Source organism: Acidovorax sp. DW039 (assembly GCF_037101375.1).
In the GTDB taxonomy this organism is placed as follows: domain Bacteria; phylum Pseudomonadota; class Gammaproteobacteria; order Burkholderiales; family Burkholderiaceae_C; genus Acidovorax.
Window position 1 is genome coordinate 4,474,175 of record NZ_AP029019.1, and the last position, 13,442, is coordinate 4,487,616.

Consider the following 13,442-nt stretch of genomic DNA (forward strand, 5'->3'; position numbering starts at 1 on the left):
CATGATGCGATTTTTATTAAAGCGCCTGGGCGGCGCCGTGGTGGTGCTGGCCCTGGTGGCAGTGCTGGTGTTCTGCCTCACGCGGCTGGCCTCGGGCGACCCGGTGGCGCTGCTGCTGGGCGACCAAGCCACCGCTGCCGACATTGCCCAGGCCCGCGCGCAGTATGGGCTGGACAAGCCCCTGCCGGTGCAGTTTGCGCTGTGGGTGGGTGAGCTGCTGCAGGGCAACCTGGGGCAGTCGCTGTTCCTGCAGCGCCCCGTGGCCCAGGCCCTGCTGGAGCGGGCCGAGCCCACGCTGTTCCTCGCCCTGTTTGCCGTGGGCATTGCCGCGCTGGTGGGCGTGCCCTGCGGCATGGCCGCCGCCGTCTGGCGCGGTAGCGCCACCGACCAGGCCGTGAGCGGCGTGGCCATGCTGGGCGCGAGTGTGCCCAGCTTCTGGCTCGGCCTCATCCTCATCCAGCTGTTTGCGGTCAAGTTGGGGTGGTTTCCGGCCTCGGGCTATGGCGACCCCACGGCCACGCTGGGCGAGCGGCTGTCGCACCTCATGCTGCCTGCGCTCGTGCTGGGGCTGCTCAATTCGGCGCTCATCATCCGCTTTACGCGCGCATCCATGCTCGACATCCTGGGCGAAGACTACGTGCGCACCGCCCGCGCCAAGGGCCTGCCCGAAGGCACCATCATGGTCAAGCATGTGCTGCGCAACGCGCTGGTGCCCATCGTCACCGTGCTGGGCCTGACCATGGCGCTGATGATTGGCGGCACGGTGGTGACCGAGACCGTCTTCAACCTGCCCGGCGTGGGCAACCTGGTGGTGCGGGCCGTACTACGGCGCGACTACCCCGTGATCCAAGGCACGCTCTTGATGATTGCCGCCATCTACGTCTTCATCAATCTGGCCATCGACTTTCTGTACACGCTGGTGGACCCCCGTATCCGCCTGGAAGCCCCATGAACCCGAGCCCTTCTTTCTGGCACCGCCTGCGGGCTGTGCTGCGCCGCCTGTTCGCCCGCAAGGTGGTGCTGGCCGCTGCCATCGTGATTGCAATGGTGGCAACCGTCGCCATCGTCTTCCCCTGGGTGTCTGACGCCGACCCCAACGCCTTGTCCATCAGCGAGCGCCTGCATGCGCCTTCGGGCGCGCATTGGGCAGGCACCGACGAGCTGGGCCGCGATGTGTTGCTGCGCATCGTGCACGGCGCGCGCTACTCGCTGCTGATCGGTCTGGTCACCGCCGCAGGCGCCGTGCTGCTGGGCACGCTGCTGGGCATGCTGGCGGGGTTCTTCCGCAAGCTCGACGCCCCGCTGATGCGCCTGGTGGACGCGATGATGTCCTTCCCCGACATCCTGCTGGGCATCGCACTCGTGTCCATCCTGGGCGTGTCGCTGTGGAACGTGATGCTGGCGCTGGTCATCGTCTACACCCCGCGTGTGGCCCGCGTGGTGCGCGCCACCACGCTGGTGCTGCGCGAGCTGCTGTTTGTGGACGCAGCCCGCGCCCTGGGCGTGCGCACGCACCTCATCCTGTGGCGCCACATCCTGCCCAACCTGATGTCGCCCATCCTGGTGCAGGTGACCTTCATCTTTGCCTACGCCATCCTGGCCGAGGCAGGCCTGTCCTTTCTGGGCGTGGGCGTGCCGCCCGACATCCCCACCTGGGGCACCATGATTGCGGGCAGCCTGGACTATGCCGACAAGGCGTTCTGGACCATTTTTGCCCCCGGCGTGGCCATCGTGCTCACGGCCCTGTCGCTGCAGATGCTGGGCGACGGCGTGCGCGACCTGCTCGACCCCAAACTGAAGAAGACCGTATGACATCCCCCACGATGAGCGCCGCGCCCCGGCTCGAAGTCAGCGGCCTGTCCACCTCGTTTGCCACCGATGCGGGCCGCATCCAGAGCGTGGCCGATGTGTCCTTTGCCATCCACCCCGGCCAGACGCTGGCGCTGGTGGGCGAATCGGGCTCGGGCAAGTCGGTGACCAGCCTCACCCTCATGGGCCTGCACGCCCGCACCTCGCAGGCGCAGGTCACGGGCCAGGCCTGGTTTGTGCAGCGCGACGGCCGCAAGGTCGATTTGCTGGCGATGCCCGAAGCCGAGAAGCGCACGCTGCGCGGCAACGAGCTGGCCATGATCTTCCAGGAGCCCATGACCAGCCTGAACCCGGTGCTGACGGTGGGCGAGCAGATTGCCGAATCGGCCCGCCTGCACCTGAAGATGGACCGCAGCGCCGCGCTGGCCCACGCCCGCCGCATGCTGGAGCTGGTCGAGATCCCCGCCGCTGCGCAGCGCGTGCACGAGTACCCGCACCAGCTCTCGGGCGGCATGCGCCAGCGCGTGATGATTGCGCTGGCCATGGCCTGCAACCCCACGCTGCTGATTGCCGACGAACCCACCACTGCGCTGGACGTGACCATCCAGGCGCAGATCCTGTCGTTGATGGGGCGGCTGCAGAAAGAGACCGGCATGAGCATGCTGTTCATCACGCACAACCTGGGCGTGGTGGCGCAATACGCCGACGCCGTGGCCGTGATGTACGCCGGGCGCATCGTTGAGTCCGCACCTGTGCACGACCTGTTTGCACGGCCCGAGCACCCCTACACGCGCGGCCTGCTGGCCTGCCTGCCCGGCGTGGCCCGGCGGCAAGCCCTGGCCGCAGGCACGCCCACCCACGGCCGGCGGCAACTGGTGGCCATACCGGGCCAGGTGTCCAGCCCGCTGGCGCCACCGCCCGGCTGTGCCTTTGCGCCGCGCTGCGCCCGCCAGCAACCCGACTGCACCCACGCCATGCCCGCGCTGGAGGCGGCAGGCCCCCGCCGCATGGTGCGCTGCCTGCACCGCGAGGAACACACCGAACCCGCCGAGGTGAGCGCATGAACGCCGTCCTGAACCCACACCCCACCATGGCCCCGACCGATACCGCTGCACCGCTTTTGGAAATTGCCCACCTGCGCAAGCACTTTGGTAGCGGCCCACACCCCGTGCGCGCGGTGGACGACGTGAGCTTCACCATCCACCGGGGCGAGACCCTGGGCCTGGTGGGCGAATCGGGCTCGGGCAAGAGCACCATTGGCCGCCTGCTCACGCGCCTGGTAGACCCTACGAGCGGCGCCATGCGCTACCACGGCGGTGCTGCGCCGCAAGACCTGGCCCAGCTCTCGCAGTCGCAATACCGCCCGCTGCGATCACAGATCCAGATCATTTTTCAGGACCCGTATGCCAGCCTGAACCCCCGCATGCGCATCCGCGAAGTGCTGGCCGAGGCGCTGGATACGCACGGTCTGGCCCAGGGCGCTGCGCGCCTGCCGCGCATCCACCAGTTGCTGGAGCAGGTGGGCCTGCGGCCCGAACATGCCGAGCGTTTTCCGCACGAGTTCTCGGGTGGGCAGCGCCAGCGCATTGGCATTGCGCGTGCGCTGGCGGTGGAGCCACAATTCATCGTGGCCGACGAGCCCCTGTCGGCGCTGGACGTTTCCATCCAGGCGCAGGTCGTGAACCTGCTGGGCGAGCTGAAGGAGCAGCTGGGCCTGACGCTGCTGTTCATCTCGCACGACCTGGATGTGGTGGAGTACCTGTGCGACCGCGTGGTGGTGCTGTACCTGGGCCGGGTGATGGAGATTGCCCCGACCGAAGCGCTGTACGCCACGCCCCAGCACCCTTACACCCAGGCCCTGCTGGCCGCCGCGCCCATCCCAGACCCCGCCCAGCGCCGCAGCATTGCGCTGCTGCAAGGCGACCTGCCCAGTCCGGCCAATCCGCCCTCAGGCTGCGTGTTCCGTACCCGCTGCCCACAGGCCGAGGCGCGCTGCGCCAGCGCCGACATGCAATTGCGCGAAGTGGCCCCCGGCCACCTGCACGCCTGCTGGAAAACCGCACCGACAAACCCCGCACCATGACCGACGAATTCCTGCTCGACCACCGCTGCAAGGGCTACCCGCTGCACGCCGCGCCCTGCCGCCCTGCCGACCTGGGCCAGCGCGGCTGGAACGTGCTGGCGGGCGATTTGCCCTTGCCCATTGCCGTCATCCGCGAAAGCGCCCTGGCCCACAACCTGGCATGGATGCAGGCCTATGCCGAGCGCAAGGGCGTGGCCCTGGCGCCGCACGGCAAGACCACGCTGTCGCCCGAGCTGTTTGCCGAGCAGCTGCAGGCAGGCGCCTGGGGCCTGACCTTTGCCACCGTGTACCAGCTCAGCGTGGGGGTGGAGGCCGGTGCACGCCGCGCCATCATCGCCAACCAGGTGTTGGGCGATGCCGACCTGGACGGCCTGCACGCACTGCTGCAGCGCCACCCCGACCTGCGCGTGTGGTTCCTCATCGACAGCCTGACGCAGTTGCGCTGCATTGAAGACTGGGCCGAGCGGCGCGGCCACACCGCGCGCGGTGAAAAGCGCCTGGACACCCTGCTGGAGATGGGCGTGCCCGGCCAGCGCACCGGCTGCCGCACGCTAGCAGAGGCTTTGGCTTTGGCCCAGGCCATCGCCCAATCGCCCGCAGTGCAGCTGGGCGGCGTGGAATGCTACGAGGGCGGCGTGGCCCGCTGCGACAGTGAGCACGATGCGCGCGAAGTCACGGCGCTGGTGCGCCGCGTGACCGAAGTGGCCCGCGCGTGCGATGCGCAGGGCTTGTTTGCCGATGCCGAGATCCTGCTCACCGCAGGCGGCTCGGCCGTGTTCGACCTTGTCATCCCGCTGCTGCGCACCCAGGGCTTGTCCAAGCCCGTGCTGGGCATACTGCGCTCGGGCTGCTACATCACGCACGACCATGGCAACTACCAGCGCTTCTTGAAGCATGTGGAGCAGCGCGAGGGGCTGGACGCCTCGCTGCGCCCCGCGCTTGAAGTCTGGACCCTGGTGCAATCGGTGCCCGAGCCTGGGCTGGCCCTGCTCAGCGGCGGGCGGCGTGATGTCTCGTACGATCTGGAGATGCCCGTGCCCGTGCGCTGGGCGCCGCGCCACGAGCGCCGCGCTGCCAGCACCCCCACCGGGTGGACGGTGAGCGCGCTCAACGACCACCACGCCTACCTGCGCTACGACCCCGCAACAGGCCCCGCCCCCGCCGTGGGCGACCGGGTGGCCCTGGGCATTTCGCACCCCTGCACCACTTTCGACAAATGGCGCTGGCTGCCCGTCGTGGACGACGAAGGCACCATCACCCGCGCCATCAGCACCCGTTTTTGAACATGTCCAAAGCTACCCCTAACAGCCTGCTGCAACAACTGCGCGAGCGCCAGCCCGACCTGCCCGAGGCGCAGCGCAACGTGGTGCGCGTGGTGCTGGACGACCCGCGCGCTGCAGTGGTCGCCACCGTGGAGCAACTGGCCCAGCAGGCGGGCGTGTCCATGCCCACCATCGTGCGCACCTGCCGCAGCTTTGGCCACGACTCGGTGCGCGAATTCATGGTCGCGCTAGCGCAGGACCTGGCCGTTTCGGGCTCGCACCTGCACCGCAGCGTGCTGGCCGATGACACGGCGCAAGACGTGGCCAGCAAGATCGTGCACGCCGCTGTTTCGTCGCTGACCGAGCTGGGGCGCAACCTCGATGCCGAGGTGCTCGACCAGGTGGCCGAGCGGCTGGCGCAGGCGCGGCGCATCGACTGCTACTCGGTCGGTGCGGCATCGACCTTCATGGCTAGCGAGCTGCAAAGCCGCCTGTTCCGCCTGGGCTGCACGGCCAACGCGATTTTTGATGCGCACCAGCAGCTCGTGTCGGCCAGCACGCTGGGGCCCGATGGCGTGGCCTTCGTTATCTCGCACGTGGGGCGCATGCCCTATGCGCTGGAGGCCGCGCGGTTTGCCCGCTCGCAAGGCGCCACCGTGGTGGCACTGACCCAGCCCGGCACACCGCTGGCCGAAGTGGCCGACCTGGTGCTGGCCGTGTCGGTGCCACAAGACGCCGTGATGCGCGTGGGCACCGAGGCCTATCTGGCCCACCTGGTGGTCATCGAGATCCTGACCGTGCGCCTGGCGCAAAGGCTGGGGCCCGTGGCCACCCGTGGGCTGCAGCAATTCAAGCAACTGCTGCACAAGCACGGGTTTGACAGCGCCGAGTACGTCGGCGCCTTTGACAGCCACGCGGGCCAGAACCCTTCCAGCGCCGCCAGCCACCCCTTTGAACCATCGCGCGGCCTGGCCGCAGAGGAATGACATGGCGCACGCAACGCTGCTGAGCAATGGCCGCATCGTGGACGGCACCCCCCGCCCCGGCTGGGTGGGTGATCTGCTGATCGAAGGCGACCACATCACCGCCCTGGCCCCGCACGGCCAGATCGACCCCGCCGCCCTGGCCCGCGCGCGGGCCAGCGAACATTTCACCGAAGTGGACTGCACCGGCCGCGTGATTGCCCCCGGCTTCATCGACGTGCATACACACGACGACGCCGCCGTGCTGGACGCGCCCACCATGCTGCCCAAGCTCTCGCAGGGCATCACCACCGTGATTGTGGGCAACTGCGGGATCTCGCTGGCGCCAGTGGTGACCGACAGCCCGCTCGCCCCGCTCTCGCTGCTGGGGCGACTGCAGTTTCGCCATGCCAGCATGGCCGACTACGCCCGCGCCGTGGACGCCGCCCAGCCTGCGGTCAACGTGGCCGCGCTGATGGGCCACACGGCCCTGCGCATGCGCCACCTGGCCGACCTGCGCCAGACAGCCACCGCCGACGAGCGCGCCGCCATGGCAGCCGACATGGAAGAGGCGATGGCCGCCGGGGCGCTGGGCCTGTCGTCGGGCATCTTCTACAGCGAGGCCTATGCGGCCGATGTCGAGGAGCTGGTGGCCGTGGCCTCAGTGGCGGCGCGCCATGGCGGCGTGTATGCCACCCACATCCGCGACGAGCTGGCGGGCATCCTGCCAGCGCTGCAGGAAGCGGCGCTCACCGCGCGCCAGTCGGGCCTGCCGCTGGTGATCTCGCATCACAAATGCGCTGGCCCCGCCAACTGGGGCCGCACGCGCGAGACGCTACCGCTGATCGACCAGCTGGCCCAGCAGCAAGAGATTGCGATGGACGTGTACCCGTACACCGCAGGCTCCACGGTGCTGCGCGAAGACCTGGTGGACGGCATCATCGACATCCTCATCACCGGCAGCCAGCCGCACCCTGAGATGGCTGGGCGCTACCTCGCCGACATTGCGCGCGAGTGGGGCGTGCCCCAGCAGGAGGCCGCCGTGCGCCTCAAGCCCGGCGGAGCCTGCTACTTTCAGATGCGCGAGGACGATGTGGAGCGCGTGATTGCGCACCCGCTGTCCATGATCGGATCGGACGGGCTGCCGCACGACGAGCGTCCGCACCCGCGCCTGTGGGGCGCGTTTCCGCGCGTGCTGGCCTGCTACTGGCGCGACAAGGGCCTACTGCAGCTGGAAGAGGCGGTGCACAAGATGACGGGCCTGTCGGCCCAGCGTTTTCGCCTGGGCGGGCGCGGCCTGCTGCAGGCAGGCCACATGGCCGATGTGGTGGTGTTTGACCCGGCACGGGTACGCGACCTGGCCACGTTCGAACACCCCCAGCAGTTCAGCGAAGGCATTGAGCAGGTGTGGGTGAACGGTGTACTGAGCTACACCGCCACGCAGCGCGCCACCGGGGCAAGGGCCGGGCGGTTTGTGCGACGGTCTGCCAGCAACCCCCTCTGAGAGAAGACTCTCAAAAAACAAAGCCAGCTATCAAAACGCTAGCTGGCTGCGCTGATTGGTAGGGGCCAGAACTGAAAAAGCCCCAAAACCCTACTGCGGCAACTTGGCCGCCGACAGCCGCCTCAGCAACTGCTGCACGATATCTGACTGCATGTTGCGGAACAGCAGCGCCTCTTCAGCCTCCTTGGAGAGAGCCAGGCTTTCGTTGTAAGTGAAGTCGCGCTGCTGCAGGATTTCCGTCTCGGGCACCATCTCCACACCGCCAGGGGTGCGTATGCGGAATTTGACGCGCAGGCGCAACTGCATTTCACGCACTTGGCCAGACGCGGTCTGCCCGACCACCACACGTTCTCGCTGCTCGGCCAGGATGTCGATCACGGCCTCGGCGGTGGGAAGGTCTGCGGGATTGCGCAACACCTTGAGCTGGCTTCCCGAGCCTTCCAGCGTGCGCTGCAGTTCACGCCCCAGTGCAGACCCCATGCCCGCCCCGATATAAAGCGAGGAGAAGGAAAACTCTGGCACGCCCCGCAGGCGAAAGCCGCATCCCGCCAGCAAGGCAGCGGGGGCAAGGGTCAGCAAGAAGCGTCGATGCATATCAGTCGTCCGATCCGTCGTACGTTGTGCGGCCCGTACCCCAGCCTGGGTACAGAAGCTGTACTGCTGGGGCATGGGGCATGAGGGATGCAACCAGCCGGGTCACACCACCACGTTCACCAGGCGTCCGGGCACCACGATGACGCGCTTGGGTGCCGCACCACCGCTGTGGGCGGCAAAAGCCTCGCTGGCCAGGGCCAGGCGCTCGATCTCTGCCTTGTCGGCCTGGGCTGGCACGTGGATGGAGCCACGCAGCTTGCCGTTGACCTGCAGCATCAGCTCGATCTCGTCCTGCACCAGCGCATTGGCATCCACCTTGGGCCAGGGGGTGTCCAGCAGATCGCCCAGTGCGCCCGCGTAGCCCAGGCTTTCCCACAGGCTGTGGGCGATGTGGGGCGTGGCGGGGTACAGGCAGCGCAGCAGGATGCCAAAGCCTTCGATCAGTGCCACCTGGGCACCGGCGGAGTCCATGGCCTTGAAGTCTTCCAGCGCATTGATCATCTTCATCGCGCCCGACACCACGGTGTTGTACTGCATGCGCTGGTAGTCGTAATCCACCTGCTTGAGCACGTTGTGGATCTCCAGGCGCAGCGCCTTGGCTTCCTTGCCAAACTGCACATCCTGCAGGCTCTTGGCACCCACCACGCTGGCGATGGCAGCCTCGCGGTCAATCCCCGCGAGCTTCACGCCGAAGTTCCACACCCGGCGCAGGAAGCGGTAGCTGCCTTCCACGGCGGCGTCGTTCCACTCCAGTGTGGCTTCGGGCGGGGCGGTGAACATGGTGTACAGGCGGGCGGTATCGGCGCCGTACTTCTCGATCAGGTCCTGCGGGTCCACGCCGTTGTTCTTGGACTTGGACATGGTGCCCACGCCCTCGTAGTCGATGGGCGTGCCCACCGGCAGCAAACCATCGCCGCTGGTGGCTTCGTTCTTCAGCTTGGCGCCGATGATCTTGCCGCCTTCGTCCAGCACATGCTCCACGTCGTGCGGCCAGAAGTAGTCCTTGCCGCCCTTGGCGGTGCGGCGGCTGTAGATGTGGTTGAGCACCATGCCCTGCGTGAGCAGCTTGGTGAAGGGCTCATCGACCTTGACCAGCCCCAGGTCGCGCATGACCTTGGTCCAGAAGCGGGCGTACAGCAAGTGCAGGATGGCGTGCTCGATGCCGCCGATGTATTGATCCATCGGCATCCAGTAGTCCGCACCACCGGCCACCATGGCGTCAGCGTTCTTGGGGTCGCAATACCGCATGAAGTACCACGAGCTGTCCACGAACGTGTCCATGGTGTCCGTCTCGCGGCGGGCGGGCTTGCCGCACACGGGGCAGGTCACGCCCGCGTGGAAGCCCTCGTGCTTGTGCAGCGGGTTGCCCGAACCGTCGGGGATGCAGTCTTGCGGCAGCACCACGGGCAGGTCTTTTTCAGGGACCGGCACGGCGCCGTGTTCTTCGCAATGGATGATCGGGATCGGAGTGCCCCAGTAGCGCTGGCGGCTGATGCCCCAGTCGCGCAGACGCCAGGTGGTCTTCTTCTCGCCCAAGCCCTTTTGCTCCAGCGCATGGGCCACGGCGTTCACGGCTTCCTTGTAAGAGAGGCCGCTGAAGCTGTCGGAGTTGATGGTCACGCCGCGCTGCTTGTCGCCGTACCAGTCCTGCCACTGGTGGTAGTTGAACGTTTCGCCGTCCACCAGCACCACCTGCTTGATCTCGATACCGTACTTGAGGGCGAACGCAAAGTCGCGCTCGTCGTGCGCAGGCACACCCATCACGGCGCCGTCACCATAGCCCATCAGCACGTAATTGCCGACCCACACCTGCACCTTTTCATCGGTGAGCGGGTGCGTGACGTACAGGCCCGTGGGCACGCCCTTCTTCTCTTGCGTGGCCAGCTCGGCCTCAGTGGTGCCGCCGGTCTTGCATTCTTCGATGAACGCAGCAAGCGCCGGGTTGCTCTTGGCGGCGTGGGCGGCCAGCGGGTGCTCGGGTGCCACGGCGCAGAAGGTCACGCCCATGATGGTGTCGGCACGCGTGGTGAACACGTACATCTTGCCGTCGCCGATCAGTGCACCGTCATCACCTTGGATGTCGTGGGTGAAGGCAAAACGCACGCCTTCGCTCTTGCCGATCCAGTTTTCCTGCATCAGCTTCACGCGCTCGGGCCAGCCGGGCAGCTTGTCGCCGGTCACAAAGCCCAGCAGCTCTTCGGCGTAATCGGTGATCTTGAGGTAGTAGCCGGGAATCTCGCGCTTTTCGACCACCGCACCGGTGCGCCAGCCCTTGCCGTCGATCACCTGCTCGTTGGCCAGCACGGTCTGGTCCACCGGGTCCCAGTTCACGACCTGGGTCTTGCGGTAGGCAATGCCCTTTTCCAGCATCTTCAGGAACAGCCACTGGTTCCACTTGTAGTACTCAGGGTCGCAGGTGGCGACTTCGCGGCTCCAGTCGATGGCCAGACCCATGGCCTGCATCTGCTTTTTCATGTACGCGATGTTTTCGTACGTCCACTTGGCCGGGGGCACACCGTTCTTGAGCGCCGCGTTTTCGGCGGGCAGGCCGAAGGCGTCCCAGCCCATGGGCATCAACACGTTGTAGCCGTTCATGCGCAGATAGCGCGTGAGCATGTCGTTGATGGTGTAGTTGCGCACGTGGCCCATGTGCAGCTTGCCGCTGGGGTAGGGCAGCATGGAGCAGGCGTAGAACTTCTTCTTGTTCGCGTCTTCCGTCACGCGGTAGGCGTCGCGGGCAGTCCAGTGGTCATGCGCGGCGCGCTCAACCTCTTGGTGAGAATATTTGTCTTGCATGGGAGCTTGAAGGTGAGAGGACGGTGCAACCCCGCACTGGGCTGCGTTCGGGGGATTTTAGGCGGTGACTGGCCCCCAGGCGCGCATGGCAGGCCCGGGGCAACACTTTGGCGAGCAAAGTCAGTCCTGGGGGCGACCGAACTACCGGGGTCGAATCGACTGGACCAGCCTCTGCGCTCTTTGCAAAAATGACCATCAGCGCTTGATAAATAAGCGCAGCAAGCTATTAAAAATATAGCAAACTACTTGTCTTGCGGCGTACCGTCAGCGTGCGCGGGGCGGTACCGGCTCGGCCACAAAACCGATGCGTGCAAGCCCTGCCTGCTGCGCCGCCCCCATGACCTCCACCACACGCCCATAGGGCACGCTGGCATCGGCGCGCAGCTGGACCTCGGTATCGGGCTGCTCAGCGCCTATGCGCTGCAGCCGGGTGGCCAGGGCTTCTTGCGACAGGGGCTGGTCGTTCAGATACGCCTGCCCGGTGGCGTCCACCACCACCGTGACAAAGCGGGGCACCTGGGATGCGGGGCTGGCTCCCTCGGCCTTGGGCAAATCCAGCTGGATGGAACTGGCCAGCAGGGGCGCGGTGAGGATGAAGATCACCACCAGCACCAGCATCACATCCACCAGGGGTGTCATGTTGATGTCGCTCATGGGCTGGCTGCCCTGCGTGCGCTCCAGCCTGCCAAAGCTCATGCCAGGGCACCTTCTGCGGTTGACTGCACCTTTCCATCAGCGCTGGCAGCACCTGTAGCACCTGTAGCACCTGCCAGCAACTCGCGCAGGTCCAGCGCAAAGCCTTCCAGATCGGCCTCCATGCGGCCAATGAGGCGACCGAACACGTTGTAGGCCAGCACCGCCGGAATCGCCACGGCCAGACCTGCGGCGGTCATCACCAGGGCCTCGCCCACCGGGCCGGAGATGCGGTCGATGGTGACCTGCCCCGCCCCGGCAAGCGCCGTGAGCGCATGGAAGATGCCCCACACCGTGCCCAGCAGCCCCACGAACGGCGCGGTGGCGCCCACGGTCGCAAGCAGCACCTGACCGTACTGCAGCCGCGCAAGCACATCGTGCAGGGCATTGCGCAGCACGCGGGTGAGCTGCTGGGACAAACTGCCCGCAGAAGCCAGCGTCTGCCCCTGCAATGCACTCCCCTGCGCGGGCTGCACTACCGCCTGGGCGGCGGTGAGCAACGGGGCCACCAGCGCCAGGCGGTCCAGCGTCTGCAGGCGCTGCGCAGCCACTTCCAGCGTGGGGGCCTGCCACACGGCCGCCGTGCAGCGCGCCAAGTCGGAGCCCGCCCGCAGCAGGAGGCGAGCCTTCCAGAGCATGACCACCCAGCTCGCCACGGACATGGCCAGCAGCACCAGGGCGACTCCCTGGGTGACGGCATCCCCCTGACGCCACCAGTGAAGGGCATCCATGGCTGAGGCCTTCAGTCCTTGAGCCCCAGCACGTCAAACATGTCGAACATGCCTGTCTTGTGGGCCGCCAGAAAACGCACTGCGCGCAAGGCACCCTGCGCATAGGTGGCGCGGCTGGAGGACTTGTGCGTGATTTCAATGCGCTCGCCAATGCCCGCGAACAGCACGGTATGGTCGCCCACGATGTCGCCACCGCGCACTGCAGCAAAGCCGATGGTGGAGGGATCGCGCTCGCCCGTCACACCTTCGCGCGCATACACGGCGCAATCCTTGAGGTCGCGGCCCAGCGCTTCGGCAATCACTTCGCCCATCTTGAGGGCCGTGCCCGAAGGGGCGTCCACCTTGTGGCGGTGGTGCGCTTCAATGATCTCGATGTCGTAGCCCGTGGGCATGGCCTTGGCAGCCATCTGCAGCAGCTTGAGGGTGACGTTGACCCCCACGCTCATGTTGGGCGAGAACATGATCGCGGTGCGCTGGGCCAGGGCCTGGAGCTGGTCCTTCTGCTCTTCAGTGAAGCCGGTGGTGCCCACCACGGCCTTGACGCCCAGCTCCGCACACACCGCCAGATGGGCCAGCGTGCCTTCGGGGCGGGTGAAGTCGATCAGCACATCGGCGTTTTGCAGGCCTGCACGCACATCGGCCGTGATGGCCACACCACTGGCATAGCCCAGAAACGCGCTTGCGTCCGAACCAATGGCAGGGCTGGAAGGCACATCCAGCGCACCGGCCAGCACAAAGTCTTCAGAGGCGCGGATGGCCTCAATCAGCATGCGGCCCATGCGGCCGGAAGCCCCGGCCACCGCCACGCGGCAGGCAGGGGAAGAAGAGGAAGCAGTGGTATTCACAGACATGTTGGTCCTGCAGAAAAAGGTTCAGCACATGCGCCGCAGGCGCTGCGGCAGGGAGTCATCGGGGCGGGCAGCTCAATCCATCGCACGGGTTGATGTCTTTGGCCTTGCAGCAGCGCGGCCATTGAGATCGGGGCGCCGCGACAAGACAACCGGGCTG

Annotated in this window: 12 protein-coding genes; 7 read left to right on the forward strand and 5 right to left on the reverse strand. The window is 66.9% G+C overall.

Annotated features, from left to right (window positions below; translation table 11 throughout):
* The first annotated feature begins 1 nt into the window (after position 1).
* The 7 genes from AACH87_RS20040 to AACH87_RS20070 are packed head-to-tail and all read left to right on the forward strand — an operon-like array spanning position 2 to position 7,620.
* Positions 2-952 carry an ABC transporter permease gene (locus AACH87_RS20040; protein ID WP_338796327.1) on the forward strand — a complete coding sequence of 317 codons (951 nt, stop codon included), beginning with the start codon at positions 2-4 and terminating at the stop codon, positions 950-952.
* The gene (locus AACH87_RS20045) at positions 949-1,812 is read left to right on the forward strand and encodes an ABC transporter permease (RefSeq protein WP_338796328.1); all 864 of its coding nucleotides are present in this window, start codon (positions 949-951) and stop codon (positions 1,810-1,812) included. Before AACH87_RS20040 ends, AACH87_RS20045 begins: the two co-directional genes overlap by 4 nt.
* Positions 1,809-2,873, forward strand: coding sequence for an ABC transporter ATP-binding protein (locus tag AACH87_RS20050; protein WP_338796329.1), 1,065 nt, complete (start codon positions 1,809-1,811; stop codon positions 2,871-2,873). The genes AACH87_RS20045 and AACH87_RS20050 overlap by 4 nt, the downstream gene beginning before the upstream one ends.
* Positions 2,870-3,892, forward strand: coding sequence for an oligopeptide/dipeptide ABC transporter ATP-binding protein (locus tag AACH87_RS20055; RefSeq protein ID WP_338796330.1), 1,023 nt, complete (start codon positions 2,870-2,872; stop codon positions 3,890-3,892). Before AACH87_RS20050 ends, AACH87_RS20055 begins: the two co-directional genes overlap by 4 nt.
* Complete coding sequence (locus AACH87_RS20060; protein WP_338796331.1) at positions 3,889-5,175, forward strand: amino acid deaminase; 1,287 nt, start codon at positions 3,889-3,891, stop codon at positions 5,173-5,175. Before AACH87_RS20055 ends, AACH87_RS20060 begins: the two co-directional genes overlap by 4 nt.
* A gap of 2 nt (positions 5,176-5,177) precedes the next feature.
* Complete coding sequence (locus tag AACH87_RS20065) at positions 5,178-6,140, forward strand: MurR/RpiR family transcriptional regulator (RefSeq protein WP_338796332.1); 963 nt, start codon at positions 5,178-5,180, stop codon at positions 6,138-6,140.
* 1 nt (position 6,141) lies between these two features.
* Positions 6,142-7,620 (forward strand): D-aminoacylase, encoded by a 1,479-nt coding sequence (locus tag AACH87_RS20070; RefSeq protein ID WP_338796333.1) that lies wholly within the window; start codon positions 6,142-6,144, stop codon positions 7,618-7,620.
* 90 nt (positions 7,621-7,710) lie between these two features.
* Here AACH87_RS20070 and lptE read toward each other — a convergent pair whose 3' ends face one another.
* The 5 genes from lptE to dapB form a co-directional block, all read right to left on the reverse strand.
* Positions 7,711-8,214, reverse strand: a complete 504-nt coding sequence (lptE, locus tag AACH87_RS20075; RefSeq protein ID WP_338796334.1) for an LPS assembly lipoprotein LptE — start codon at positions 8,212-8,214, stop codon at positions 7,711-7,713.
* A gap of 102 nt (positions 8,215-8,316) precedes the next feature.
* Positions 8,317-11,010 carry a leucine--tRNA ligase gene (leuS, locus tag AACH87_RS20080; protein ID WP_338796335.1) on the reverse strand — a complete coding sequence of 898 codons (2,694 nt, stop codon included), beginning with the start codon at positions 11,008-11,010 and terminating at the stop codon, positions 8,317-8,319.
* A 264-nt stretch (positions 11,011-11,274) separates the two neighbouring features.
* Positions 11,275-11,706, reverse strand: a complete 432-nt coding sequence (locus AACH87_RS20085; RefSeq protein WP_338796336.1) for a biopolymer transporter ExbD — start codon at positions 11,704-11,706, stop codon at positions 11,275-11,277.
* Positions 11,703-12,434: a MotA/TolQ/ExbB proton channel family protein gene (locus AACH87_RS20090; RefSeq protein ID WP_338796337.1), complete on the reverse strand. Its 732-nt coding sequence runs from the start codon at positions 12,432-12,434 to the stop codon at positions 11,703-11,705. The genes AACH87_RS20085 and AACH87_RS20090 overlap by 4 nt, the downstream gene beginning before the upstream one ends.
* 11 nt (positions 12,435-12,445) lie before the next feature.
* A complete protein-coding gene (gene dapB, locus AACH87_RS20095) occupies positions 12,446-13,285 on the reverse strand; it encodes a 4-hydroxy-tetrahydrodipicolinate reductase (RefSeq protein ID WP_338796338.1) in 840 nt (279 codons plus the stop codon).
* Positions 13,286-13,442: the final 157 nt, after the last annotated feature.

Excerpts from the sequence above, each read along its gene's own strand:
- AACH87_RS20040 (WP_338796327.1), top strand. The coding sequence starts at position 2 with ATGATGCGATTTTTATTAAAGCGCCTGGGCGGCGCCGTGGTGGTGCTG.
- AACH87_RS20045 (WP_338796328.1), top strand. The coding sequence starts at position 949 with ATGAACCCGAGCCCTTCTTTCTGGCACCGCCTGCGGGCTGTGCTGCGC.
- AACH87_RS20050 (WP_338796329.1), top strand. The coding sequence starts at position 1,809 with ATGACATCCCCCACGATGAGCGCCGCGCCCCGGCTCGAAGTCAGCGGC.
- AACH87_RS20055 (WP_338796330.1), top strand. The coding sequence starts at position 2,870 with ATGAACGCCGTCCTGAACCCACACCCCACCATGGCCCCGACCGATACC.
- AACH87_RS20060 (WP_338796331.1), top strand. The coding sequence starts at position 3,889 with ATGACCGACGAATTCCTGCTCGACCACCGCTGCAAGGGCTACCCGCTG.
- AACH87_RS20065 (WP_338796332.1), top strand. The coding sequence starts at position 5,178 with ATGTCCAAAGCTACCCCTAACAGCCTGCTGCAACAACTGCGCGAGCGC.
- AACH87_RS20070 (WP_338796333.1), top strand. The coding sequence starts at position 6,142 with ATGGCGCACGCAACGCTGCTGAGCAATGGCCGCATCGTGGACGGCACC.
- lptE (WP_338796334.1), bottom strand. The coding sequence starts at position 8,214 with ATGCATCGACGCTTCTTGCTGACCCTTGCCCCCGCTGCCTTGCTGGCG.
- leuS (WP_338796335.1), bottom strand. The coding sequence starts at position 11,010 with ATGCAAGACAAATATTCTCACCAAGAGGTTGAGCGCGCCGCGCATGAC.
- AACH87_RS20085 (WP_338796336.1), bottom strand. The coding sequence starts at position 11,706 with ATGAGCTTTGGCAGGCTGGAGCGCACGCAGGGCAGCCAGCCCATGAGC.
- AACH87_RS20090 (WP_338796337.1), bottom strand. The coding sequence starts at position 12,434 with ATGGATGCCCTTCACTGGTGGCGTCAGGGGGATGCCGTCACCCAGGGA.
- dapB (WP_338796338.1), bottom strand. The coding sequence starts at position 13,285 with ATGTCTGTGAATACCACTGCTTCCTCTTCTTCCCCTGCCTGCCGCGTG.